This is a genomic window from Blastococcus sp. CT_GayMR19 (genome assembly GCF_004570385.1).
Taxonomy (GTDB): Bacteria; Actinomycetota; Actinomycetes; order Mycobacteriales; family Geodermatophilaceae; genus Blastococcus_B.
This window is the reverse complement of sequence record NZ_SPQL01000026.1, coordinates 1-22535: the sequence shown is the minus strand read 5'-3', so window position 1 is coordinate 22535 and position 22535 is coordinate 1. Positions and strand designations below refer to the sequence as shown.

The following is a 22535-nucleotide window of genomic DNA, read 5'->3' as shown; positions in this document are numbered from 1 at the left end:
CGACGGCGGTGCGGACGGCGGCGCCGACAGCGGCGCCGGCAGCGGTGGCGACGGCGGCGCGGACGGCGGTGCCGACAGCGGCGCCGGTGGCGACGGCGGCGCGGACGGTTCGGCCTGACCGAGAACCCGAACAGCCAGGGCCGGGCGGAGCGGGAGCTCCGTCCGGCCCTGCGCCGGTGCATCGACCTCGACCCGGACGCCTTCGCGGAGCAGTACTGGTCCCGCCGGCCGCTGCTCAGCCGCGGCGCTGACACCGGCCGGTCCTTCGCCGACCTGCTCGACCTGGCGGCGGTCGACGAACTCCTCTCTCGCCGCGGGCTGCGCACACCCTTCCTCCGCATCGCGAAGGACGGCGTCGTCGTCGATCCCCAGCGGTTCACCACCTCGGGGGGCGCCGGCGCCGAGATCGCCGACCAGGTGTCCTCGGACGCGGTCCTCCGCCTGTTCGCCGACGGCAGCACGGTCGTCCTGCAGGGCCTGCACCGCCTGTGGCCCCCGCTGATCGAGTTCGCCGACCAGCTGGCCGCCGACCTGGGCCACCCCACGCAGGTCAACGCCTACGTCACTCCGCCGTCCTCGCGCGGCTTCAGCCCGCACTACGACGTCCACGACGTCTTCGTGCTGCAGGTCGCGGGCGAGAAGCACTGGCGCATCCACGAGCCGGTGATCGCCGACCCCCTGCGCACCCAGCCCTGGACCGACCGGACCGCGGATGTGGCCGCGGCGGCCGAGGCCGCGCCGGTGATCGACGCCGTCCTCCGCCCGGGCGACGCGCTGTACCTGCCACGGGGCTTCCTGCACTCCGCCACCGCGCTGGGCGAGATCAGCGCCCACCTGACGGTGGGCATCCACCCGGTCACCCGGTGGGCCGCCGCGGAGTCGGCGCTGGACCTGGTGCGCGCGCTGGCCGCCGGCGACCCGCAGTTGCGCGGCTCGCTGCCGCTCGGCCTGGACCTGGCCGATCCGGAGGCGATCCGGGACGACGTGACCGCGGCGATCTCCGGCCTGCGTGAGTGGCTGGACCGCGTCGACCCCGCCGAGGTCGCCGATCGGCTCCGCGCGCGGACCTGGGCGCAGGTGCGGCCGGAGCCGGTGACCCCGCTGTCGTCGTCGGCTGCTGCCGCGGCGCTGACCGCCGAGAGCGTCCTCCGCCTGCGCCGTCGCCTGCGGTGCGTCCTGCGGGACGCCGGCGACGCCCGGGTGACGCTGCTCGCCGGCCGGAGGTCGCACTCCTTCCCCGGTGACGTGCACGAGGCGCTGACGGCCCTGCTGTCGGCCGGGGAGCTCAAGGTCGGCGACCTGCCGGGCCTGGACCCCGCGGACCGCCTCACCCTGGCGCGCCGGCTGGTCACCGAGGCGATCGCGACGGTCGCGGGGGCGGAACCGCCTGCGGAGGGTGCGCCCGGCCGGCCCCCGGCCGACGTGCACGATGGAGGGCGTGGGGACGATCGAGGGACCGGCCGATGAGCCGGCCGATGGCGTGAGCCTGGAGGGTCCTGACCCCACCGGGACGCAGTTCCCCGACGAGAACCCCGCCCGCCCGATCGGACGCCTGGACGACGGCCGGTGCTCGGTGCGGGCGCGGGCCCGCGGGGACTCCCCCGTCGGCAGCGCACCGCCGGCGCAGCGCTGGCTGCTGATCGAGCAGCCGGGCCCGTGGGGGCGCGAGGCGCTGGTCGAGTCCCGCTTCGACGCCGCGGTGGCACCGGCCCTGGCGGCGCGGGCGAGAGCCGAGCACGTCCGTCTCCTGCTGGTCCGCCGTCCGGGGGGCCGGCTGGCCGACTCCGACTCCCGCTGGGCCTACGCCGACGCCCGGCCCGGTCACGAAGGACTGTGGTGGTCGACCCGGGCGGCTGATGCCGACCTGCTCTCGGCCCCCTGGGACGGATCCGTCGGGGAACGCGCGTCCCGACCGGTCTACCTGGTCTGCACGCACGGCGGGCACGACGCCTGCTGCGCGCTGCGCGGGCGCCCGTTGGCCCGCGCGCTGCCCGCCCCCGGGCCGGCCGACGTGTGGGAGTGCAGCCATCTGGGCGGGGACCGGTTCGCGGCCAACGTGCTGGTACTGCCGCACGGTTTCTACTACGGGCAGGTGCCCGGCGACGGCGCCGAGCTGGTCGCCGCGCACGAGCGGGGTCAGGTGGCACTGCCGTGGCTGCGCGGCCGGGCCGGCGTCCCGCCGGCGGGCCAGGCCGCCCAGCAGCACGCCCGCGAGGAGCTCGGGCTGCTCGGGGTCGGCGACCTGGCGGTCACCCGTGTCCGGGCGCTCACCGGGCCGGGGGCGGAGATCGAACGCTGGACGGTGACGATGGCCGGCCCGAAGGGCGACGTCGTGGCGACCGTGCAGAGTTCCCCATCGGGCGAGGCGGCGAACCTGACCTGCCGGGCGACGCACGCCGCGCACTCCAGGGTCTGGGAGGTCTCGGCCTTCTCCGCCGCGCCGGCGGCTGCCGCCGAGGTGATCTGAGCGCGGCAGCGTCAACCAAGGGTTGACGCAGTGCGGTCGTCAACTCTAGGTTGACGCCATGACGCCGCCACTGCCCATGACGAACCCGGTCCGGCTCGATGATCTGATCGAGGCGATCAAGAACGTCCATCCGGATGCCCTCGACCAGCTGACCGACGCCGTCCTCGCCGCGGCCCACCTGGGCGAGGTCGCCGACCACCTGATCGGGCACTTCGTCGACCAGGCCCGCCGCTCGGGGGCGTCCTGGACCGACATCGGCCGGAGCATGGGCGTGACGAAGCAGGCCGCGCAGAAGCGCTTCGTGGCCAAGGGCGAGACGCCGGACCTCGATCCCAGCCAGGGCTTCAGCCGGTTCACCGAGCGGGCCCGCAACGTCGTGATGGCTGCGCAGAACGCCGCCCACGCGGGCCACCACGACGAGATCCGCATCGGTCACCTGGTGCTCGGACTGCTCAGCGAGCCCGACGGCCTCGGTGCCGCGGCCGTCGTCGAGCAGGGCGTCGCGCTGGACGCCGTCCGGAGGACCGCGACGGCAACCCTGCCGCCGCCGGCCGACACGGTCCCCGAGCTCGTCCCCTTCGACGCGCACTCCCGGAAGGCGCTGGAACTCACCTACCGGGAGGCGCTGCGGCTGGGTCACAACTACATCGGCACCGAGCACATCCTGCTGGCGCTGCTGGAGGTGGAGGACGGCACGGGGGTGCTCGCCGGCCTCGGGGTGGACAAGGCCCGGGCCGAGACGACGATCACCGCTGCCGTGGCCGCCAGTGCCGCCGCCAGGGCCGCCGCCCCGGAGAGCTGACCCGCCCCGCGGAATCAGCCGAGGGCGGCGCCCCGGGCGGCCAGCAGCGGGATCGCGAGCTCGGTCGCGGTGAGCGAGCCGTGGTAGGCGACGAGTCTGCTCGGGCCGGGATCCTGCACCGTCGCGGTCAGCGCCCAGCTGCCGCGGGCCAGGGCGACGACGTCGCCGATCCGCGGCGCCAGAGCGTCGTCCACCGGGCCGAAGATCCCGCTGGCGACCGCCTCCTCCCGACTCGCCACCCAGGCGCACTCGCCCAGAACGGTCCGCCAGCGGTCCAGCACGTCGGCCGCGGCGCCCGGCTCCGCGTGCACGTAGCGGGCCCGCGGCTCCCCCGCCAGCAACCGGACGCCGTCGGTCAGCTCGGGATGATCGTCGAGGTCGACGCGGGTCTCCTTCGGGACGTCGAGCATGCCGTGGTCCGCGGTGACCAGCAGCGCCGCGTCCTCCGGCAGCCCGTCGACCAGCTGCTCCACGACCCGGTCGATCAGGGTCAGCTGAGCGCGCCAGGCGGCGGAGTCGACGCCCCGGACGTGCCCGGTGAGGTCGAGTTCGGGGAGATAGCCGTAGACGAGTGACCGGGGCGCGGCGCCGAGCGCGGCCAGCACCAGCGCGGTGAGGTCGCCGTGACTGACCGATCCGGTGTAGGTCGCCCCGCGGTAGACCGCCCGGGTGAGCCCGGAGCCGGCGTAGGCGTACGGGCCGACGGCGGTCACCGCGACCCCGGCGTCGACGGCCTGCTCGAAGACGGTCCGGCGGGCCTGCCAAGTGTCCGGGTCGGGGTCGTCGGCCCACTTCACGTGGTTGAGGGCGCGGTCCTCCCCGGGTACGTCGGTGACGAAGCCGAGGATGCCGTGGCTGCCCGGCGGCAGGCCGGTGCCGAGGGTGGCGAGGCTGACCGGGGTGGTGCTGGGACACGGAGCGGACAGGTCGCCGACGGGCCTCGTCATGGCGGCGAGGGTCGGCGCGAGGTCGGAGTGGGCGCGCAGCAGGTCGGCGCCGAGGCCGTCGATCAGCAGCACGGCCACCCGGCGGGCGCCGCCCAGGCTTTCGGTGAGGCCGAGCGGGTCGGCGGGGAGGTCGCCGCGCTCCACCGGCACGCCGAGGGCGGTCGCAGCGCCGGGCAGGACGTCGGCGAGCGTCGCCTCGCCGTAGCCCGGGCGCAGCAGGTCCGGAGGCAGGGTGCCGGGAGACGCGCCGGTCACGGCCGGGCGGCCAGGAGGTGCAGTCCGGTGGCGATGTCGCGGTAGGGAGAGGCCTCGGCCAGGGCCAGCTCCAAGGCCCGGACGGCGTCGGTGGCCGCGCCGGAGTTCGCGTCGAGCAGGTCCGCGACGACGGAGACGCCGCGCCAGGTGCCTGGCCGCAGGCCGGCGCCCTCGACCAGGGCGACCAGGTCGGCCGGGGTGAAGCGGCGACCCGGACGGGTGCGGTTCGGGGCGGGGTCGCGGCCCTCGTGCAGGGCGAGCGCCTCGACCGGGTGACCCGACACGGCCCGCGCGAGCACCGCGCCGGCCCGGTTGACCGCGGCCAGGCTCACCTGACCGCCGGGCCGCACCGCCCGGGCGATCTCGCTGAGGGTCACGGCCGGGTCGTCGACGACCTCGAGCACCCAGTGGCAGAGCGCGAGGTCGAACCCGCCGCCGTCCGTCGTCGTGGGCAGGACCTCGTGCAGCAGGTCGCCGTCGCCCTGGACGCCGCGGACGCGCTCCCCGACGCCGGCGGTGTCGGCGCGTCGACGCAGGGTCGCGAGCGCATCGGCACTGGGGTCGACGACGGTGACGTCGTGCCCGAGACGCGCCAGCGGGACGGCGAACATCCCGCTGCCCCCACCGACGTCCAGCACGCGCAGGGGCGTGCCCGTGCCGACCACCGGGTCCAGCGCCGCCCAGACGGCAGCGCTCCGGACGGGCAGCTGCTCGGCGGGCGGCGATGAGGGGGACGTCGGCACCCGGGGAAGCCTAGTGGCGGCTGTCCCGGGTCACCGGTGCACGCGGGAGCGACCTCAGACAGGCACGCTGTCGGCGGCCCGCTTGATCTCGGCCATGTCGATCCGGCGCATCTTCAGCATCGCCTGGGTGGCGCGCTGGGCCCGGCCGGAGTCGGAGTCAGTGGTCAGCTGGATCAGCTCCTCCGGGAAGACCTGCCAGGAGACGCCGAACTTGTCCTTGAGCCAGCCGCACATGCTCTCCTCGCCGCCCTCGAGAAGCCGGTCGTAGAAGCGGTCGGACTCCTCCTGGTCCTTGCAGACGATCTGGAACGAGATCGACTCGTTGAACTGGAACTGCGGCCCGCCGTTGAGGGCGGTGTAGGGCTGTCCGTCGAGGGTGAAGTCGACGGTCAGGACGTCGCCCTCCTTCATCGGCGGCGGCATGTCGGGCCCGTAGCGGGTGACGTCGCCGATCGAGGAGTTCGGGAAGATCGACGTGTAGTGCTGGGCGGCCTGCTCGGCCTGGCCGTCGAACCAGAGGCAGGGGATCTGCTTGGGCATCGTTGCGTCCTCTCTCGGGGCCGGCCGGTGCGCCGGTGTCGAGGTGTTGACCGTGCCGCGCCGCGAAGCTCATCGGTAGACCCCTCGCCCCGGCGGCAGCGAAGTGCGGCCACGGCGGGTTGCGCTCGGATTGCGCCGGGGGCGCACATCGTCCGGGTCCGCCGTCGTTCAGTGGCCGGAACTGCCCGGGCTGGAGTGCCAGAGCTTGCGGGGCGGGCCGGACGCCGCCCGCCGGGCGGCAGCCTTGGCGTCCTCGCCGGCGGGCTTGATGTCGGCGTAGGGCGACATCCGGAAGCCGGTGGGGTGCACGAGCACCGGCCGCACCATGACCGGCCGCGAGCCGTGCGAGGCGGCGGCCCCGGCGATCGCCCGCTCGGTGTACTCCCCCGGCGCGGCCATGAGCTCGGCGACGGCGTCGGTGCCGCCGGCCTCCCACGCCTCGTGCAGCGCCGGCAGCTCCCACGCGCCGGTCGCCCGCAGGGAGACACCGCGCGGGCCGGTGCGGCGCAGCACCCCGCGGATGACCAGCAGCCAGGAATGGAAGACCGTCGCGGCGTAGGGACCCTGCGCATCCTCGAAGAAGGTCGAGTCGGTGCAGCCGCTGCCGTCGTCCAGGGTCACGAACACCACCCGTCGGCCGGAGCGGATCGGCGGGGTCTGGGTCGCGACCTTGACCCCGGCGACCAGCACCTCCGCGCCACTCCGGCAGCCGAGCAGCTCCCCCGCCGGAACTGCGCCGATGGCGGCCAGGAACGGCCGGTAGAAGTCGATCACGTGCCGGCTGGCGTCGAGCCCGAGCACCTCCAGCTCGGCGCGCACCAGCTCGGCGTCGGTGAACTCGGGCAGCCCGCTGCTCTCCGCCCAGCTGGGCCCGGCCGGCGGCTCCGCCCCCGGCTCCCCCGGCCCCGGCTGCCCTGGGCCTGACTCCACCGGCTCCTCCTCCGCAGCCTCCGAGCCCATCCCCATCAGGTCCAGGCTGAGCTGCCCGCTGGAGTTCGCCCGGGCGCCGCTGCGGCTCCACCGGTCGAGCTCGCCGATCTGCAGCAGCAGGTCGCGCCGGGTCACCTGCCGGCGGCGGTGGGTGGGCCGGCCGCCCTCGCGGTCGCGCACCCCGAAGCCGTAGAGGGAGTCGAAGCCCCCGGCCAGCACCAGCCGCTCCACCACCGGCCGCGCCACCGACGCCCGGGACCAGAAATCCGTCAGTGACCGATAGGGCTGCCCCGCCACGACCCGGGCCACCTCGTCGTCGGAGATGCCCTTCACGTCGGCCAGGGCCAGCCGGATCCCGTAGCGGGAGGCGTCGCGCATCGTCGCCGGCATCCACTCCGGCCGCCGCCACCGCCGTCCCTCATCCTCGTCCTCAGCCTCAGGCCCGGCGGACTCGAACCCGGACCCGGCGGGCTGGAACCCGGAGTCGGCGGGCTCGAGCCGCTCGACGCGGTAGGTCTCGGTCGACGCGTTGACGTCCAGGCCCAGCACCCGGATCCCGAAGTTGCGGGCGTCGTCGAGGATCAGCCGCTTGGGGTACATGCCGGGGTCGTGGGTGAGCACCCCCGCGAGGAAGGCCGCCGGGTGGTGGGTCTTCAGCCACGCCGACTGGTAGGTGGGCAGCGCGAACGCCGCGGCGTGGGCCTTGCAGAAGCCGAACGACCCGAAGGCGGCCAGCACCGTCCAGACCTGCTCGGCCACCTCCACCGGGTAGCCCGCGGCCAGCGCCTGCGGGACGAACCAGGCCCGCACCTCGGGATGGGCGTCCTTCTCCCCCAGCGCGCGGCGCACCTCGTCCGCCTCGGCCAGGGTGCAGCCGGTCATCCGGGCCACGATCTGCAGCACCTGCTCGTGGAAGACGACCACCCCGGCCGTCTCGGCCAGCGCGAACTCCAGATCGGGGTGCGGGTAGACCGCGTCGCGCCAGCCGTTCCGGGCCAGCAGGAACGGGGTGACCATGTCGCTCTTCACCGGGCCGGGCCGGAACAGCGAGATGTCGATGATCAGGTCCTCGAACGTCTGCGGGCCGAACTTGCCCACCAGCTCGCGCTGACCGGGCGACTCGATCTGGAACATGCCGAGGGTGCGGGTGCTGCGGATCAGCTCGAACGTCGGCTCGTCGTCCCTCGGGATCGCGTCGATGTCGACGGTCTCCCCGTCCACCCGCTGCACCTCGTCGAGGGCGTGCGCGATCGCCGACTGCATCCGGATGCCCAGCAGGTCCAGCTTGAGCAGCCCGAGCTCCTCGACGTCGTCCTTGTCGAACTGGCTCATCGGATAGCCGAGGTAGCTGCTCTCGACCGGCGTCCGGTCGAGCAGCGTCGCGTCGGAGAGCAGCACCCCGCACGGGTGCAGCGCGATGTGCCGGGGCAGCCCGTCGAGCCGGGCGACGAGGTCGAAGAGCAGGTCGAGATCGCCGCTGCCCCCGGCCCGTTTCGAGCCCAGCCGGCTGGCCCGCAGCTCCGGCAGGTCGCGCAGCGCGGCGTGCACCTGGTTGGCCCGGATGTGCGGAAAAGCCTTGGCGACGGCATCGACCTCGGCCGGGGGCAGGCCGAGCGCGGCGCCGACGTCGCGGATGGCGTGCCGCACCCGGTAGGTGTCCATCATCGAGATGCAGCTGACCCGGTCGGCGCCGAAGCGGTCGATCACCGCGTCGTAGACCTCCATCCGCCGCGCGGACTCGACGTCGATGTCGATGTCGGGCAGCTGGGCGCGCAACGGGGAGAGGAAGCGTTCCATCAGCAGGCCGTAGCGCAGCGGGTCGACGTCGGAGATGCCCAGCAGGTAGGTGACCAGGCTGCCGGCCCCCGAGCCCCGCGCCGCTGCCCGAACCCTCAAGCTCTTGATGAGGTCGACCACGTCGGCGACGGTGAGGAAGTAGGACGGGTAGCCGAGCGAGTCGATCACCGCCAGCTCCTCGTCCAGCCGCTGCCGTACCCGCTCCGACGGCGCCATGCCGCGCCGGCCCATCCCCGCCTCGCAGCGGGCGCGCAACACCTCCGACGGGCTCATCCCCCGCTCGGCGGCCGTGGTGACGACGTCGAGCTCGGGATAGCGGACGCTGCCGATCCCGAGGTCGTCGGTGACGTCGACCGCGCACTGCTCGGCCAGCCGCGCGGTGCGCTCGAGCAGACCGACGGCGGCGTCGCGGTCGGGGCCGACCAGCTCCTCGGCGACCTCGGCCATCTCCTTGCCCGACTTCAGATACCCCTCGGCGGTGCGCCGGTCGACGTGCCGCGAGGCCAGCGGCACCAGCCGGCGGGCCGCGTCCAGCACGTCGGCGGTCGGCGCGTCCAGGGCGTCGACGTACCGGACGGCGTTGCTCAGCACGACCGGCACCCCGGCCTCGGCGGCGAACCGCAGCATCGCCTGTGCCCGCGAGCGGTCCCCCTGGCCGCGGTGGTGGACGACCTCCAGCACCAGCCGGCCGGGGCCGAACGCCGCCCGCCAGGCGTCGAGGTGGGCGACGGCGAGGTCGGCTCGGCCGGTGAGCAGCGCCCGGCCGACCGAGGAGTCGGGGCCCAGCAGCGCGATCAGCCCGGGAGCGTGCTCGGCGGCCATCGCCAGCGAGCTCACCGGCTCCCCGCGGGTGCCGCGCAGATGGGTGGCGCTGGTCAGCCGGCACAGCGACCGCCAGCCGGCGCCGTCCCGGGCGAGGAAGGTGACCCGGGGCAGCCGAGGGTCGACGCTCGCCCCGCCCCTCGCGGGCGCCCGGCGGGCGCTCGGTGCCCGCAGCCGGGGCGGAGTGACCCCGTCTCCCACCGGACGGGCGAGGGCGGGGGGCAGTGCGGTGTCCAGGGCCGGGGCGATGGCCAGGTCGACCCCGAAGATCGGCCGCACCCCGGCCGACCGGCAGGCGAGGGCGAACTTCACCGCGCCGTAGAGCCCGTCGCGATCGGTCAGCGCGAGCGCCGTCATGCCGTGCTCGGCGGCCCGGGCCACGAGGTCGGCCGGGTGGTTGGCCCCGTAGCGCATGGAGTAACCGGAGGCGACGTGCAGATGGACGAAGGGGTCACTCACGCGGCCTCCTCGCTGGCGCTCGTCAGCCGCGCGAGTGTGACTGCTCTGCCTATCGGTGAGCTCGCAAGCTCGCTCACTTCCGACGCGCTGCGTTGCCGGCCGCGCGCGGCCGGGTGAACGGGGAGCGGACCGGCTCCGGGGCCGGCGGTTCGGGAGCAGCACTGTTCAGCGCGTTCTCGACCACCGCCACGAAGGCACCCACGTCCCGGACGAGGTCGTCGGCCTCCCGCTCGGTGACCGCATGCGACAGCCCTGCCTCAGCCGCGGCCCGCTTGGCGGCCCCGGCGGCGAAGAAGGTGGCCCACTCCCCCAGCTCGGGAGCGACCTGGGCGAGCAGTACCCAGGCACTGCGCGGCCGGCGCCGGCCGGAGGCCTCCGGCCGGGTGCGGGCGGCGAGCACCGCGGCGGCGGCACGCAGGGCCGCGAGGTGCGCCGCGGCGTACCGCTGCCGGGGATCGACGTAGCCGGTGGCCTCGGTGAGCCCGCGGCGGGCCTGCTCGAGGAGCTGGCCGGCGGCGGCCGGCAGGGCGGGGGGCAGGGGCAGCTGACCGGCGGACACGGCTCGCACGGCACCCATCAGTCGTGCACCCGCACGAGCCACCAGCGGTTGCCGGCAGCGTCCCAGGACAGGTCGTACACACCGGCGAAGCTCGTCCGGGAGCGCCCGGCCCGCACCGCCTCGACCCGCCACACCTCCCGGACCGCGACCAGCTCCGCGGAGGCGCCCCCCGGAACGGCCGCGTCCCGCTGCCACCAGGGCGGGGTCTCGAGCCAGGAGTCGAGCAGCTCACCCACGAGGTAGCGGGACTCCCCCCGCCAGAACTGCACCGGCCCGAGGGGGCCCCGCTCGACCTGGACCTCCTCGCCGATCCGACCAGCGACCTCGCCGAGTACCCGGCTCATGACACCCTCCCCACACCCGACCCCGCGACACCGAGGCCTCCGCCGCTCCTGGCGGGGAAGAGCCGGGGAGCGGCGGAGGATCGTCTGCGTTCGAACGCATGTTCGAACGACGTCAGTAGATCGGACCGGCCCGGCGCCGTCAAGACGTGGCCCGACGTGTCGCACCCGGCACGTCCCGGCACCGGGGCAGCCCACGAGATCGGTTCCGGGCCGGGACACGCCGAAAGCGTCGCCGGAGCACCGGTGGCAGGATCAGGACATGCCCCCGCCGGAACATCCCCGGGTCGCCGAGGTCGAACGGCTGCTCAGGGCCGCCGGCGCTCCCGGCGAGGTGCGCCATCTCCCTGACAGCGCGCGGACCGCCGCGACGGCCGCCGCCCAGCTGGGCGTCGAGGTGGGTGCGATCGCCAACAGCCTGGTGTTCGACGTCGGCGGCGATCCGCTGCTCGTGCTCACCAGCGGCGCGCACCGGGTCGACGAGGCGCAGGTGGCGGCCCTGCTCGGCGTCCCGTCGATCAGCCGGGCCACCCCGGAGTTCGTCCGCCGGCACACCGGCCAGGTGATCGGCGGCGTCGCACCGCTCGGGCATCCCGAGCCCATCGGCACCCTCGTCGACGTCGAACTGGCGCGGTACGAGCAGGTCTGGGCGGCCGCGGGCCACCCGCACACCGTCTTCCCCACCACCTACGACGAGCTGCTCCTGCTCACCGGCGGCACGCCGGCCGAGGTGGGCCGGGGGCCGGCGGCCGAGGTGGGCCGGGGCCCGGCGGCCGCGACGCCGGCCCCTGTCGAGGAGACCGCCGCCCGATGACCGGCACGAAACCCGGCACTCGCATCGTCGAGCTGCCCACCCAGTGGCTGCGCGACCACATGTCCGAGGCGCTCACCATCTACGGCCTGGCCATGGGCTACGACTCCGCCGTCGTCGCAGGCCGGTACACCTACGCGATCCAGCACACCGAGCGTCCCGGCTTCCGCGCCGTGGGCGCCTTCGCCGAGACCGGGGCGGGTGGGGGCGAGACAGCCGAGCAGCTCGTCGGCTTCGGCTACGGCTACGTGATCGCCCCCGGCCAGTGGTGGCACGACCAGGTCCGCGCCGCCCTCGACCGCCGCACCGCCAAGCGCTGGCTGCCCGACGCGTTCGAGGTGTGCGAGCTGCACGTCCACCCCGACCACCAGAGCCGCGGCCTCGGCCGCCGGCTGCTGCACGCCCTGCTGGCCGACCTGCCCCATCCCGCCGCCCTGCTCTCCACGCCGGACGCCGACACGAAGGCCTTCCGGCTCTACCACGCCGACGGCTTCGTCGACCTGGCCCGCGGCTACCACTTCCCCGGCGACGCCCGCCCCTTCGCCATCCTCGGCGTCGCGCTGCCCCTGCATCCACCCGACCGCGTCCGGGCGAACAACTGAGCGTGCACACCCCGGCGACCGACTCCCCCGTGGACGACGTCCATGCCGATGTCGTGGTCGTCGGTTCCGGGCACAACGGGATGGTCGCCGCCTGCTACCTGGCCCGCGCCGGCCTCTCGGTCGAGGTCGTCGAGTCCGACGAGGTGCTCGGTGGCGCCGTCTCCACCGTCGAGCGCTGGCCCGGCGTCCTGGTCGACCGCGGGTCCAGCGCGCACGTCATCATCCGGCAGAGCGGCATCGTCGAGGAGCTGGACCTCGCCGCGCACGGGCTGCGCTACGTCGACTGCGACCCCTGGGGCTTCGCGCCCGCGCCGTCCCCCGGAGATCCCGGGCCCGACGGCCGGCCCCTGGTGTTCTCGGTCGACCTGGACGCCACCTGTGACTCCATCGCCGCCGCCTGCGGGCCGGACGACGCCGCCGCCTACCGGCGCTTCGTCGCCGTCTGGGGACCGCGCAGCCGCGCGGTGGTGACCGCGTTCGGACGCCGGCCCGGGCCGGCCGGGCTGATCCGCTCGTTCTGGCCCCTCGGCGCCCCCTCCGGCGGACAACCGCGCACCCCCGGCGGCGAGCTCGCGGTCGACTTCCTCGGCTCGGGCGACGCGCTGCTCGACCGCTGGTTCACCAGCGAGCGGCTCAAGGCGGCGCTGGCCTGGTTCGGCGCGCAGTCCGGGCCGGCGATGTCCGAAGCCGGCACCGCAGCGATGGTCGGCTGGGTCGCGCTGCTGCACGACGTCCCCCCGGGGCATCCCGTCGGCGGCTCGGGCGGGCTCACCGCCGCCCTGCGCCGCCGGCTCGAGGCCGACGGCGGCCGGGTCGTGCTCGGGGACGGCGCCGCCCGGCTGCTGACCGAGGACGACGGGTCCGGCCCCCGCGTGGTGGGCGTCGAGACCGTCCGCGGACGCCGGGTGCGCGCCAGCGCCGTGCTCGCCGCCTGCCACATCGGGGCCACGCGGGCGCTCGCCGGGGAGGCCGCCCCGCCGTCCCTGGCCCACGCGGACCCGCCGCTCGGCAACGGGTTCGGCCTCGTCGTCCGGGCCCTCACCGACGCGGTGCCCAGCTATCCGGGCGTGCCTCTCGAGCACTCGGCGCACGGACTCCAGCTGCTCTGCACCGACCGCGCCGACCTCGCGGCCGCGCACGGCGACTGGCAGGCCGGCCGGCTGCCGCGGACGCCGATCCCGCTGGCGATGAGCTTCTCGGCGAGCGACGACACCCTCGCGCCGCCCGGAAGCCACGTCGTCACCATCTGGGGCCAGTGGTACCCGTACGCGCTGGCCGACGGCGGGGACTGGGACGCCCTCGCGGAGACCGAGGCGCGGCGGCTGATCGAGGCCGTGGACCGGTTCGCGCCCGGGTTCGCCGCGTCGGTACAGCGACTGTACGTACAGACGCCGCTCGCTCTGGAGCGCGAACTGTCGCTCCCCCGTGGCAACGTCATGCACGTGGAGATGGCACTGGCCAGCATGTTCGCCTTCCGCCCCACCCCGGCGCTGTCCGGCTACCGGGTGCCGGGGCTCCCGGGGCTCTACCTGGCCGGCGCCTCCACCCATCCCGGCGGCGGGGTCTCCGGCAACTCCGGGCGGACGGCGGCACGGATCCTGCTCGCCGACCGGGGGCCGCTCCCCCGGGCCCGCGGTGCGGCTCGGCGGGTCCTGCGGCAGGCGGGCGCGGCGGTGCGTTCCGCGGGCGGCCGGACGGCGCCGTGACGGCTGCGGTCCTCTCCCGAACCCGGCGCGCCCGCCCGTCGGCCCGCGCGGTGGTGCCGCTGCTGCTGGCCGTCCTGCTGGTCCTCACCGCGATCGCCTATCCCCTCACCGACGGCGCCGGCCGCGACGCGGTCAGCTGGACGATCGTCGTGCTCGGCGCCGCGCTCTCCGTGGTCCACGCGGGGCTCAGCCGGGGCCGGCGGACCGGGCTGGGCGTCCTGCTGCTGGTCGCCGGCACCGCCGTGGCGTTCGAGGCGGTGGGGCTGGCCACCGGTTACCCCTACGGCAGCTACAGCTACGCCGGCACCCTCGGGCCGACGCTGCTGGGGGTGCCGTTCCTGGTTCCGCTCGCCTGGCTGATGATGGCCTGGCCCAGCTGGGTGCTGGCCGATCGGCTCGCCCGCCCGGTCCGCTCCGGCCGCCGAGGAGCGGCCCGGATCGCCGTGGCCGCGGCCGTCTTCGCCGCCTGGGACGTCGTCCTCGATCCGCAGATGGTCCAGGCCGGCTACTGGACGTGGGCGCACCCGGCGCCGGGGCTGCCCGGCATCGACACCGTCCCGCTGACCAACCTGGCCGGCTGGCTGCTGGCCGGCGCCGTGCTGATGACGCTGCTCGACCTGCTGGTGCGCCGGACCTCGGTGCCGGGCTCGCCGCTCCTCGGCGACGCGGCGCCCCTGCTGGCCCTCGGGTGGATGACCCTGGGCGGTGCGCTGGCGCACGCGGGCTGGCTCGGGCTGCCGGGGTCGGCGGCCTGGGGTGCCGGGCTCGCCGTCCCGGTGCTCGTCGCGCTCGCGATCCAGTCGCGGCGCGGCGACCGGGAGCGCCGGTGAGCGGACGGCTGGTCCGCACGCTGGCCGGGATCTCCGCGGCGGGGACCCTGCACGCGCTGGTCAACCTCGCCCTGCTCCGCCGTCCGCCGGACGACCCGCCGCCGGTGCGCCGCCCGGTGACCGTGGTCCTGCCGGTCCGGGACGAGGAGGCGCACGTCGCCGACTGCCTGGCCGCGCTGCTCGATCAGCGCGGGGTCGAGGACCTGCGCGTCGTGGTGGTGGACGACGGCTCGACGGACGGGACCGCGGCGGTCGTCCGCGCGATCCCCGATCCACGCGTCCGGCTGATGACCGCCGAGCCTCCGCCGGCCGGCTGGCTGGGCAAGCCGCACGCCTGCGCCACGGGAGCCGCCGCCGGCCCACCTGCGGACGAGGGGGTGCTGGTGTTCGTCGACGCCGACGTCCGGCTCTTCCCCGACGCGATCGCGGCCGCCGTGGCGGTCCTGGACGAGCGCGGCCTCGACCTCGTCTCGCCGTGGCCGCGGCCGCTGGCCGAGGGGCTCGCCGAGCGGCTGGTCCAGCCCCTGGCGCCGTGGTTGTGGGCGACGGCGCTGCCGGTCCGGCTGGCCGAGCGATCGGCCCGGCCCTCCCTCGCGGCCGCCAACGGGCAGTTCCTCGTGCTCACCCGCCGCGGCTATGAGCGGGCCGGCGGGCACGCCGCCGTCCGCGGCGAGGTGCTGGAGGACATCGCCCTGCTGCGCGCGGTGAAACGGGCCGGCGGACGGGGCGTCCCGATCGACGGCTCCCGCCTGGCCGCCTGCCGGATGTACGACGGCTGGCCCGCGGTGCGCGACGGGTACGCCAAGTCGCTCTGGGCGGCGGTGGGCGGGTCGCCGCGGGCCGGCGTCGCCGCGGCGGCACTCCTGACTGCGGTGTGGGTGCTCCCGCCGGCCGCCGCCCTGCGCGGCTCGCGAGCCGGCCTGCTCGGCTACGCCGCCGGTGTCGCCGGCCGCGCGGCGGTCGCGGCGCGGACCGGCGGACGGGCCTGGCCGGACGCCCTGGCCCACCCGGTGTCGGTTCTCGCTCTCGACCTGCTGATGGCCCGGTCGGTGCTGGGCCGCCGGCGCGGCACCCTGACCTGGCGCGGCCGGCCGGTGGCCGGGTCGGAGTCGCGGCCGTGAGTCAGGATGAGCCGGTGACCCCGCCAGCATCGGCTCCCCGCGTCCACTTCGATCCCGCGGAGATGGAGGTCCGGGCGTTCTACCGCATCCTGAACTCGGTCGTCGTCCCGCGCCCCATCGCGTGGGTGTGCAGCCGCTCGGCCGACGGCGTGGTCAACCTCGCGCCGCACTCCTTCTACACGGTGGCCTGCGTGGACCCGCCCGTCGTCCAGTTCACGTCGGTGGGCCGCAAGGACTCCCTGCGCAACGTCGAGGCCACGGGCGAGTTCACGATCAGCCTCACCCCGGAGAACCTGTTCGAGCAGGTGAACGCCACCGGCACCGACTTCCCGCCCGGTCTCAGCGAGGCCGAGCACGCGGGCGTCCGCCTCGAGCCCAGCGAGCGCGTGTCCGTGCCGCGGGTGGCCGAGTCGCCGGTGGCCCTCGAGTGCGTGCTGCACTCGACGCTTCGGCTGGGTGACAGCACCGTCGTCCTCGGGCGGGTGCTGCACGCCGCCGTCTGGGAGACCGCGGTGCGCGACGGGCGACCGCGGATCGAGCACCTGAAGCCGCTGGCCCGCCTCGGGGGCAACGAGTGGTCGACGATCGGCGAGGTCAAGGAGATCGCGCGGATCCCCTACCGGACGTGGACCGACGACCCCTCGATCGGCGAGCGCGTCCGAGGAGACTAGGGCAGGTGGGGGGCGACCTCCGCGGCCGCCTCGGCGCCGAACGCCTCGCCGAACCGCTCCAGGAAGCTCTCCTTCGGCAGGTCGTATTCCTGCGTGCCGACGACCTCGACGGCCGCCGTCGCCACCGCGGAGCCCAGCTGGGTGGCCCGCTCCAGGGTCAGGCCCCACATGCGCCCGGCGATGAAGCCGGCGCGCAGCGCGTCCCCGCCGCCGGTCGGCTCGACCGGCTTGGTCTCCGGGACGGCGATGACCTCGATCGGCTCCTCCCCCGCCCGCTGCACCAGAACACCATCGGCGGCACGCGTGGTGACCCAGGTGCCCACCCGGGCGAGGACCTCGTCCGCCGTCCAGCCGGTCTTCTGCATCAGCAGCGCGGCCTCGTACTCGTTGGTGAACAGGGTGTCGGCCCCCGACACGAGGTCCATGATCATGGAGCCGTCCGCCCAGGCGAGCTGCTGGCTGGGGTCGGCGACGAACGCGTAGCCGCGCTCCCGGCACTCCTCGGTGTGCCGGACCATCGCGGTCGGGTCGTTGGGACCGACGACGACGAGATCCAGGGCCCCCACCCGGGCCTCGACCGGTGCGAGCTCGATCCGGGCGGCCTCGGCCATGGCGCCCGAGTAGAAGGAGGCGATCTGGTTGTTCGCCTGGTCGGTCGTGCAGACGAAGCGGGCCGTGTGCTTGAGCTCCGACCAGTGGACGCTGCGGGTGTCCACGCCGTGCCGGGTCAGCCAGGCGTCGTAGTCGGCGAAGTCGTTGCCGACGGCGCCCACGAGGACCGGCGCCAGGCCGAGCAGACCGAGTCCGTAGGCCATGTTCGCCCCGGCGCCGCCGCGGTGCTGGACCAGGTCGTCGACGAGGAAGGAGAGCGAGACGTTCTCCATCTGACCCTCGACGAACTGCTCGGTGAACCGCCCCGGGAAGGTCATCAGGTGGTCGGTGGCGATCGAACCGGTGACGGCGACGGGCACGGGAGAACTCCTCGGTGGCGCGCGGTGTCGGCGGCGCGGTATCGGGCCTGGTAGCGGGTCAGGGCATCGCTCACTCTAGGAGCGGGACGAGCGGCCTGCCCGGCCGGGCGGCCCGGCCACCCGCCCGTGCAGCGCACGGCGACGGGTCAGGTGGGCGGGGAGCCGTCCCCGGATCCCGGCTCGGCGAGCGCCCGCCGCAGCCAGACGCCGAGCTGCACGACGCCGACCCCGCCCAGCACCGCACCGGCGGCCGCGCCGACGGTGACGACCTCGCCGTCCAGGCCGGTGCCGGCGACCACGCCGGCGCCGACGAGCGTGAAGCCGGTCATGAGCACCCGTGTCGGGCGCTCCCAGACCGAGATCGCACCGGTCTCCCGCACCCCGGCCTGGCCGGCCCGGGCCCGGAGGTAGTCGGGCAGCCAGCACAACGCGCCGAAGGTGACGGCCAGCCAGCCGGGCGCGCCCGCGACCCAGAGGGCTCCCGCGTAGGCCACCTCGGTGAGTCGATCGACGACGGAGTCGAGGACGAAACCGCGGCGCGATGCCCGGCCGGTGCCGATGGCCAGGGCGCCGTCCAGGGAGTCGAGCAGTCCGGAGACGCCGACCAGTACCCCGGCCAGCAGCAGCCACGATCCGCCCGCACGGGCGGGGAGGACCGCGCCGGCCGCGACCAGGAGCCCGAGCGCCGTCGCCAGGATCGGGGGCAGACCGGCGAGAGGGCGGGCCAGGCCCCACGCGACGGACAGCCAGCCGCGGACGAGTGCGCTCTCGGTGCCCGTTCCGCCGTGCCAGCGCGACCACACGGCGAGGTACTCGTCCCGCCCCAGCACGGGCGTCTCCCTTCCGCGGTCCCGGGGTTCCTGGCGCCGGGCTCGACAACAGGGACAGTAGGGGTGTGCTCGCCGGACTCTCCCCAGCTCGCCGCCGGCTGCTCCTCGCGGTGGGGGTCCTCGTCGTCGCGCTGGCGGCGCTGGCGGCGGTGCTGCTCGCGCGCGTGGCGGCGCCGGCGGCCGCGCCGGTGTCCCAGGAGCGGCCCGGGCCGGTGCTGCTCGTTCCCGGCTACGGCGGGTCGACCGGGTCCCTGCAGGCGCTGGCCGACCGGCTGACCGCATCGGGTCGGGACGCCGCGGTCGTGCGGCTGCCCGGCGCCGGGACCGGCGATCTCGCGGAGGCGGCGGACGCGCTCGGCGAGGCGGCCGACGCGGCAATGGCCCGGACCGGCGCGGACAGCGTCGACGTCGTCGGCTACTCGGCCGGCGGCGTCGTGGCCCGGCTGTGGGTGGCCGACGACGGAGCCGGCGTGGCGCGGCGCGTGGTGACGCTCGGGTCCCCCCATCACGGAACCAGCCTGGCCGACCTCGCCCTCGACGTGGCCCCCGGCCAGTGCCCGGTCGGCTGCCTCCAGCTCGGCAGCGACAGCGACCTCCTGGCCCGGCTCAACGCCGGCGACGAGACGCCCGACGGGCCGACCTGGGTCTCCATCTGGACGACGCAGGACCAGACCGTCACCCCGCCGGACTCCGCCCGCCTCGACGGCGCGCTGAACCTGCCCGTCCAGTCCGTGTGCTCCGACGCGCAGGTCGGGCACGGCGACCTGCCCCGCAACCCGCTGGTGCAGGAGATCGTGCTGGCCGAGCTCGCCGCCGGGGAGCCGGCCGAACTCGGTCCGGCCGACTGCGCCCGCCTCGGCGGCTGAGCCGCGTCAGCTGGTGACGTCCTTCGTCGTGAAGTTGGCCCACGCCGCGGCGAGCAGCACGCCGACGTAGACGCCCTGCAGCGCCAGGCCCCGGGTGATGTCGCGCCAGAGGATGGGGTCGCGGAAGAAGTCGACGAACGCCAGCCAGTACCGGGTCGGCAGGTAGGGCGCGATCGGCGACGCCGCGTCCAGGGTGAACAGCAGCGACGACGTGACCAGCACCGCGAGCGCGCCCATCGTGGCGCCGAGCGGTGAGTCGGTGAGCGTGGAGAAGAACAGCGCGAACGCCGCCACCCCGAGCATCGAGACGGCGACGTAGCCGATGGCGAGCAGGGTGCGGACGCCGAGTTCCTGCGCGGTCAGCGACGTGCCGGAGACGCTGGTGCCAACGGCCGGCTGGGCCTCGAACAGGGTCGCCCCGACGACGTACCCGACACCGGCGACCACGAGGACCGTGACCAGCACGAACGCGAGCACCGCTATGAGCTTCGCGACCAGCAGGCGGGTGCGGCCGGCCGGCCGGGCGAGCAGGTACCGCAGGGTGCCGGCCTGCGCCTCCCCGGCGACGGAGTCCCCCGCGATGACGGCGACGGCGATCGGCAGGAACAGCGGCAGCACGATCGCCAGCGCGGCCAGCGGGTAGAGCGCCCCGTTGGACAGCACGGCCGACAGGAACGGCGGCCCCTCACCCGGCCGCGGCGCCAGGTCGGTGACCACCAGCAGGACGGCGACGAGCACCGGCAGCGCGTTGAGGACGGCGATCGTCGCCCACGTCCGGGGGCGCCGGAACATCTTCCGCAGCTCGACCGCGATCATGGTCGCGCGTCGACCCGATCGGTGCTGGTGCCGGTCGCGGCCAGCACCACCTCCTCCAGGGTGGGCCGCTCCAGGGCCAGCCCATTCACCGCGATCCCGGCGGAGACCAGCCGCGCGTTGACCTCGGCGGGGTCGGCGCCGAGGACGACCACCCGCTGCCCGTCGACGGCGGTGACCCGACCGTCGAGGGTGGCGCGCACCCGGTCCGGAGTGGGTGTGTGCACGACCGTCGCCCCGGTCGGCGCGGTGAGCGTGGCCAGCTCGTCCTGGAGCACGAGCCGGCCGCGGTCGAGGACGCCCACCCGCGAGCACAGCTGCTCCACCTCGGCCAGCAGGTGGCTGGACAGGAAGACCGTCGTCCCCCCGCGATGCAGGTCGAGCAGCAGCTCGCGCACCTCGGTGATGCCCTGGGGGTCCAGGCCGTTGGTCGGCTCGTCGAGCACGAGGAGCTCCGGACGGCGCAGGAGTGCGCCGGCCAGGCCGAGCCGCTGGCGCATGCCGAGGGAGTAGGCCTTCACCGGGCGCCGTCCGACCCCGGCCAGTCCCACCTGCTCGAGCACCTCGTCGATCCGTCGTCGGCGGGTGCGCCAGGAACCTCCCGGGCCGGCGGCGTCGAGCAGCGCCAGGTTCTCGCGCCCGGAGAGGTGGCCGTAGTGGGCGGGCCCTTCGATGAGCGCGCCGACGCGCGGGAGCACCCGGCGCCCGGCCCGCGGCATGCGGCCGCCCAGCAGCTCGATCTCCCCGCTGGTGGGCAGGACGAGCCCGAGCAGCATCCGGACAGTGGTGGTCTTGCCCGAGCCGTTGGCGCCCAGGAACCCGTAGATGTCACCGGTGCGCACGTCGAGATCGATGCCGTCGACCGCGCGCAGCCGACCGAAGCGCTTGACCAGCCCGCGGGTGGTGATGACCGCGGTCACGACGAACCGCCCGGCAGTTGCGCGCCGGCGGTGGCGAGGGCGTCGAGGGTGACCGTGCCCGTGAGCACGTAGGACCCACGCCCGGGTGGTTCGACGAGCATCAGCCCGACGGGGCCGGCCGCGAGCCGGGTGCCGGCCGCGTCGCGGACGGCGTCGAGCGACTGGGCCATGGCGTTCCGCAGGCCCCGGGCAAGACGCTGCGGCACCGGCGTGACCGCCAGCAGGGTCACTCCCCGGCCGTACAGGCCGATGGCGGAGGGAACCCCCTCGATCTGCAGGCGCGGCAGGCCGGCCAGTTCCGCCGGCAGCGGCACGGGATCGATCCGCCGTCCGGCCTCGAGCACGATCTCGGCCTCGCGCGCCTCACGGATGCGCGCCGCCGGCGGCGGGGTGAAGGCGGTGACGTCGGCGGACGGCCGGCCCACCTCGAAGTCGAGGAACCGCGTGTCGAGCGCCGGCCGGTCGACGCCCTTCTCGTACACCTGCACCTGCAGCGGCAGGCCACTGCGGGGGTCCACCCAGACGTCGACCCGGCCGACGGACGACGCCGCCTCGTCCGGCACGAGGCGCAGGCCCAGCGCGTTGAAGCCCGAAACATTGCGGGCGCCGATCCGGGACAGTTCGTCGTCGGTGGCCTCGGACAACAGGCGCCGGCCGAGCGAGGCGGGCAGCAGGTCCGACGGCGCGGGCAGCGCGAACGGCGTGGACTCCGCGCGGGTGGCGGTGGCGCGCTCGTACTCCCAGATCCAGGTGCCGCACTCGTCCCGGTGGGTGCTGGTCTCACCGGCGGCGGTGATCACGTCGACCCGGTGGTCCGTCGGGCTCCGCCACCAGACGCGCATCTCCGTGCGGTCGCTGAACAGGTCGGCGATCGAGGTGAGCTGATCGGTGACCGGCAGCAGCAACCCGCCGGCCGACTCGGCGTAACCGGAGAACCCGACGTCGGCGCTGGCGAGGACCGCTCTTCGCAGGTCGGCCGCGGGCACCTCGGCGTCGGAGGCCGGCAGTGCCCCGATGAGCGGGGGTGTCGAGACGAGCACGACGACGAGGGCGCCGACGACCGCCCAGCGCCGGGCTGCTCCATGACCTCGCGCCCGCACCCCCGGAACGGTACGTCGCTCGGCCTCGCCTCGATGGCCGTCCGATGCCTCAGTACTGAAGCGCGAGCACCAGGCAGACGACGGTGAGCACGAGCACGACCGGCGTCATGACCAGCCGTTCCGGCCGGCTGCGGGAGATCGCGTTCAGCCCGATACCGAGTGCGAAGTAACCGGTCAGGACCCAGATCGCGACATCGACGAAGCCGGCCGGCAGCACCGCCAGGGCGTCGGCCGCGCACAGGACGAGGACGGCGAACCCGGCATACATCGCGATGGAGACGGCGCTGCCCACCCGCAGGCCCGGCGGCAGGACCGCGTGCTGGCCGCCCCACGCGAACTGCCCGAGCGGCTGCCCGGCGATGAGCAGGGCCTGGAAGACGGCGAGCCCCGCCAGCACGACGACGGCCAGCACCGCGAGTCCCATGATCACGCCGGGACCGTAGCGGGCGCTCTGCTCAGGTCGTCGGCACGGCGCGAGAAGATCCCGCACCTCCGCGACTCAGATGAGCAGCGGGGAAAGGACGATCTCGGTGCCGTCGGGGCGGTAGGTGTGCCATCGGCCGTCGGGATCTCGAACGATGGTGAAGCCGTGGTGGACCTTGCCGTGGTGGCGTTCGCAGAGGAGCGCCGAG

General features: G+C 75.2%; 22 protein-coding genes and 1 pseudogene. 10 read left to right on the top strand and 13 right to left on the bottom strand.

What is annotated here, in order from left to right; genetic code table 11:
* Positions 1-114: 114 nt before the first annotated feature.
* From E4P39_RS21505 to E4P39_RS21495, 3 genes are read left to right on the top strand one after another with little or no spacing between them, the layout of a single operon-like run.
* Positions 115-1467: a cupin domain-containing protein gene (locus E4P39_RS21505; RefSeq protein ID WP_135138679.1), complete on the top strand. Its 1353-nt coding sequence runs from the start codon at positions 115-117 to the stop codon at positions 1465-1467.
* On the top strand, positions 1439-2467 hold the full coding sequence (locus tag E4P39_RS21500; RefSeq protein ID WP_245160025.1) for a sucrase ferredoxin: 1029 nt from the start codon (positions 1439-1441) through the stop codon (positions 2465-2467). The genes E4P39_RS21505 and E4P39_RS21500 overlap by 29 nt, the downstream gene beginning before the upstream one ends.
* 58 nt (positions 2468-2525) lie before the next feature.
* Positions 2526-3269, top strand: a complete 744-nt coding sequence (locus E4P39_RS21495) for a Clp protease N-terminal domain-containing protein (RefSeq protein WP_135138674.1) — start codon at positions 2526-2528, stop codon at positions 3267-3269.
* A 14-nt stretch (positions 3270-3283) separates the two neighbouring features.
* Here E4P39_RS21495 and E4P39_RS21490 read toward each other — a convergent pair whose 3' ends face one another.
* From E4P39_RS21490 to E4P39_RS21465, 6 genes are all read right to left on the bottom strand, one after another.
* Entirely contained in the window at positions 3284-4471 is a 1188-nt protein-coding gene (locus tag E4P39_RS21490) for a nucleotide pyrophosphatase/phosphodiesterase family protein (RefSeq protein ID WP_135138673.1), read from the bottom strand.
* A complete protein-coding gene (locus tag E4P39_RS21485) occupies positions 4468-5214 on the bottom strand; it encodes a methyltransferase domain-containing protein (protein WP_135138672.1) in 747 nt (248 codons plus the stop codon). Before E4P39_RS21485 ends, E4P39_RS21490 begins: the two co-directional genes overlap by 4 nt.
* Before the next feature lie 54 nt (positions 5215-5268).
* Positions 5269-5754 carry a VOC family protein gene (locus E4P39_RS21480; protein ID WP_135138671.1) on the bottom strand — a complete coding sequence of 162 codons (486 nt, stop codon included), beginning with the start codon at positions 5752-5754 and terminating at the stop codon, positions 5269-5271.
* 168 nt (positions 5755-5922) lie between these two features.
* Positions 5923-9762, bottom strand: a complete 3840-nt coding sequence (locus E4P39_RS21475; protein WP_135138670.1) for a DNA polymerase III subunit alpha — start codon at positions 9760-9762, stop codon at positions 5923-5925.
* 73 nt (positions 9763-9835) lie between these two features.
* Positions 9836-10321, bottom strand: coding sequence for an SAV_6107 family HEPN domain-containing protein (locus E4P39_RS21470; RefSeq protein WP_245160024.1), 486 nt, complete (start codon positions 10319-10321; stop codon positions 9836-9838).
* A gap of 17 nt (positions 10322-10338) precedes the next feature.
* Positions 10339-10665 carry a DUF6504 family protein gene (locus E4P39_RS21465; RefSeq protein WP_135138668.1) on the bottom strand — a complete coding sequence of 109 codons (327 nt, stop codon included), beginning with the start codon at positions 10663-10665 and terminating at the stop codon, positions 10339-10341.
* 259 nt (positions 10666-10924) lie between these two features.
* Between E4P39_RS21465 and E4P39_RS21460 the strand changes: the two genes are divergently transcribed.
* From E4P39_RS21460 to E4P39_RS21435, 6 genes are read left to right on the top strand one after another with little or no spacing between them, the layout of a single operon-like run.
* Positions 10925-11476, top strand: coding sequence for a YbaK/EbsC family protein (locus E4P39_RS21460; protein WP_135138667.1), 552 nt, complete (start codon positions 10925-10927; stop codon positions 11474-11476).
* Positions 11473-12075 carry a GNAT family N-acetyltransferase gene (locus E4P39_RS21455; RefSeq protein ID WP_135138666.1) on the top strand — a complete coding sequence of 201 codons (603 nt, stop codon included), beginning with the start codon at positions 11473-11475 and terminating at the stop codon, positions 12073-12075. Before E4P39_RS21460 ends, E4P39_RS21455 begins: the two co-directional genes overlap by 4 nt.
* A gap of 2 nt (positions 12076-12077) precedes the next feature.
* Positions 12078-13781 (top strand): NAD(P)/FAD-dependent oxidoreductase, encoded by a 1704-nt coding sequence (locus E4P39_RS21450; protein ID WP_245160023.1) that lies wholly within the window; start codon positions 12078-12080, stop codon positions 13779-13781.
* Positions 13778-14611, top strand: coding sequence for a carotenoid biosynthesis protein (locus E4P39_RS21445; protein WP_135138665.1), 834 nt, complete (start codon positions 13778-13780; stop codon positions 14609-14611). Before E4P39_RS21450 ends, E4P39_RS21445 begins: the two co-directional genes overlap by 4 nt.
* Entirely contained in the window at positions 14608-15732 is a 1125-nt protein-coding gene (locus tag E4P39_RS21440; protein ID WP_135138664.1) for a glycosyltransferase family 2 protein, read from the top strand. Before E4P39_RS21445 ends, E4P39_RS21440 begins: the two co-directional genes overlap by 4 nt.
* A gap of 14 nt (positions 15733-15746) precedes the next feature.
* Positions 15747-16403: a flavin reductase family protein gene (locus tag E4P39_RS21435; protein ID WP_245160021.1), complete on the top strand. Its 657-nt coding sequence runs from the start codon at positions 15747-15749 to the stop codon at positions 16401-16403.
* Here E4P39_RS21435 and E4P39_RS21430 read toward each other — a convergent pair.
* Both E4P39_RS21430 and E4P39_RS21425 read right to left on the bottom strand, forming a co-directional pair.
* Positions 16400-17374 (bottom strand): carbohydrate kinase family protein, encoded by a 975-nt coding sequence (locus E4P39_RS21430; RefSeq protein ID WP_135138663.1) that lies wholly within the window; start codon positions 17372-17374, stop codon positions 16400-16402. The two genes, E4P39_RS21435 and E4P39_RS21430, sit on opposite strands and share 4 nt — an antisense overlap.
* A 146-nt stretch (positions 17375-17520) precedes the next feature.
* On the bottom strand, positions 17521-18204 hold the full coding sequence (locus E4P39_RS21425; protein ID WP_135138662.1) for a CDP-alcohol phosphatidyltransferase family protein: 684 nt from the start codon (positions 18202-18204) through the stop codon (positions 17521-17523).
* Between the two features lie 65 nt (positions 18205-18269).
* Here E4P39_RS21425 and E4P39_RS21420 point away from each other — a divergent pair, with 65 nt between their 5' ends.
* Positions 18270-19070 carry an alpha/beta fold hydrolase gene (locus E4P39_RS21420; RefSeq protein WP_135138661.1) on the top strand — a complete coding sequence of 267 codons (801 nt, stop codon included), beginning with the start codon at positions 18270-18272 and terminating at the stop codon, positions 19068-19070.
* Between the two features lie 6 nt (positions 19071-19076).
* On the opposite strand, the gene E4P39_RS21415 is transcribed toward E4P39_RS21420, so the two are convergent.
* From E4P39_RS21415 to E4P39_RS23065, 5 genes and pseudogenes are all read right to left on the bottom strand, one after another.
* Complete coding sequence (locus E4P39_RS21415; protein ID WP_135138660.1) at positions 19077-19886, bottom strand: ABC transporter permease; 810 nt, start codon at positions 19884-19886, stop codon at positions 19077-19079.
* On the bottom strand, positions 19883-20803 hold the full coding sequence (locus tag E4P39_RS21410) for an ABC transporter ATP-binding protein (RefSeq protein ID WP_135138659.1): 921 nt from the start codon (positions 20801-20803) through the stop codon (positions 19883-19885). Before E4P39_RS21410 ends, E4P39_RS21415 begins: the two co-directional genes overlap by 4 nt.
* Positions 20800-21903, bottom strand: coding sequence for a transcriptional regulator (locus E4P39_RS21405; protein ID WP_135138658.1), 1104 nt, complete (start codon positions 21901-21903; stop codon positions 20800-20802). Before E4P39_RS21405 ends, E4P39_RS21410 begins: the two co-directional genes overlap by 4 nt.
* Before the next feature lie 49 nt (positions 21904-21952).
* Positions 21953-22327, bottom strand: coding sequence for a hypothetical protein (locus E4P39_RS21400; RefSeq protein WP_135138676.1), 375 nt, complete (start codon positions 22325-22327; stop codon positions 21953-21955).
* A 75-nt stretch (positions 22328-22402) separates the two neighbouring features.
* Positions 22403-22535 (bottom strand): annotated as a pseudogene (locus tag E4P39_RS23065) (endonuclease); the annotation flags it as partial.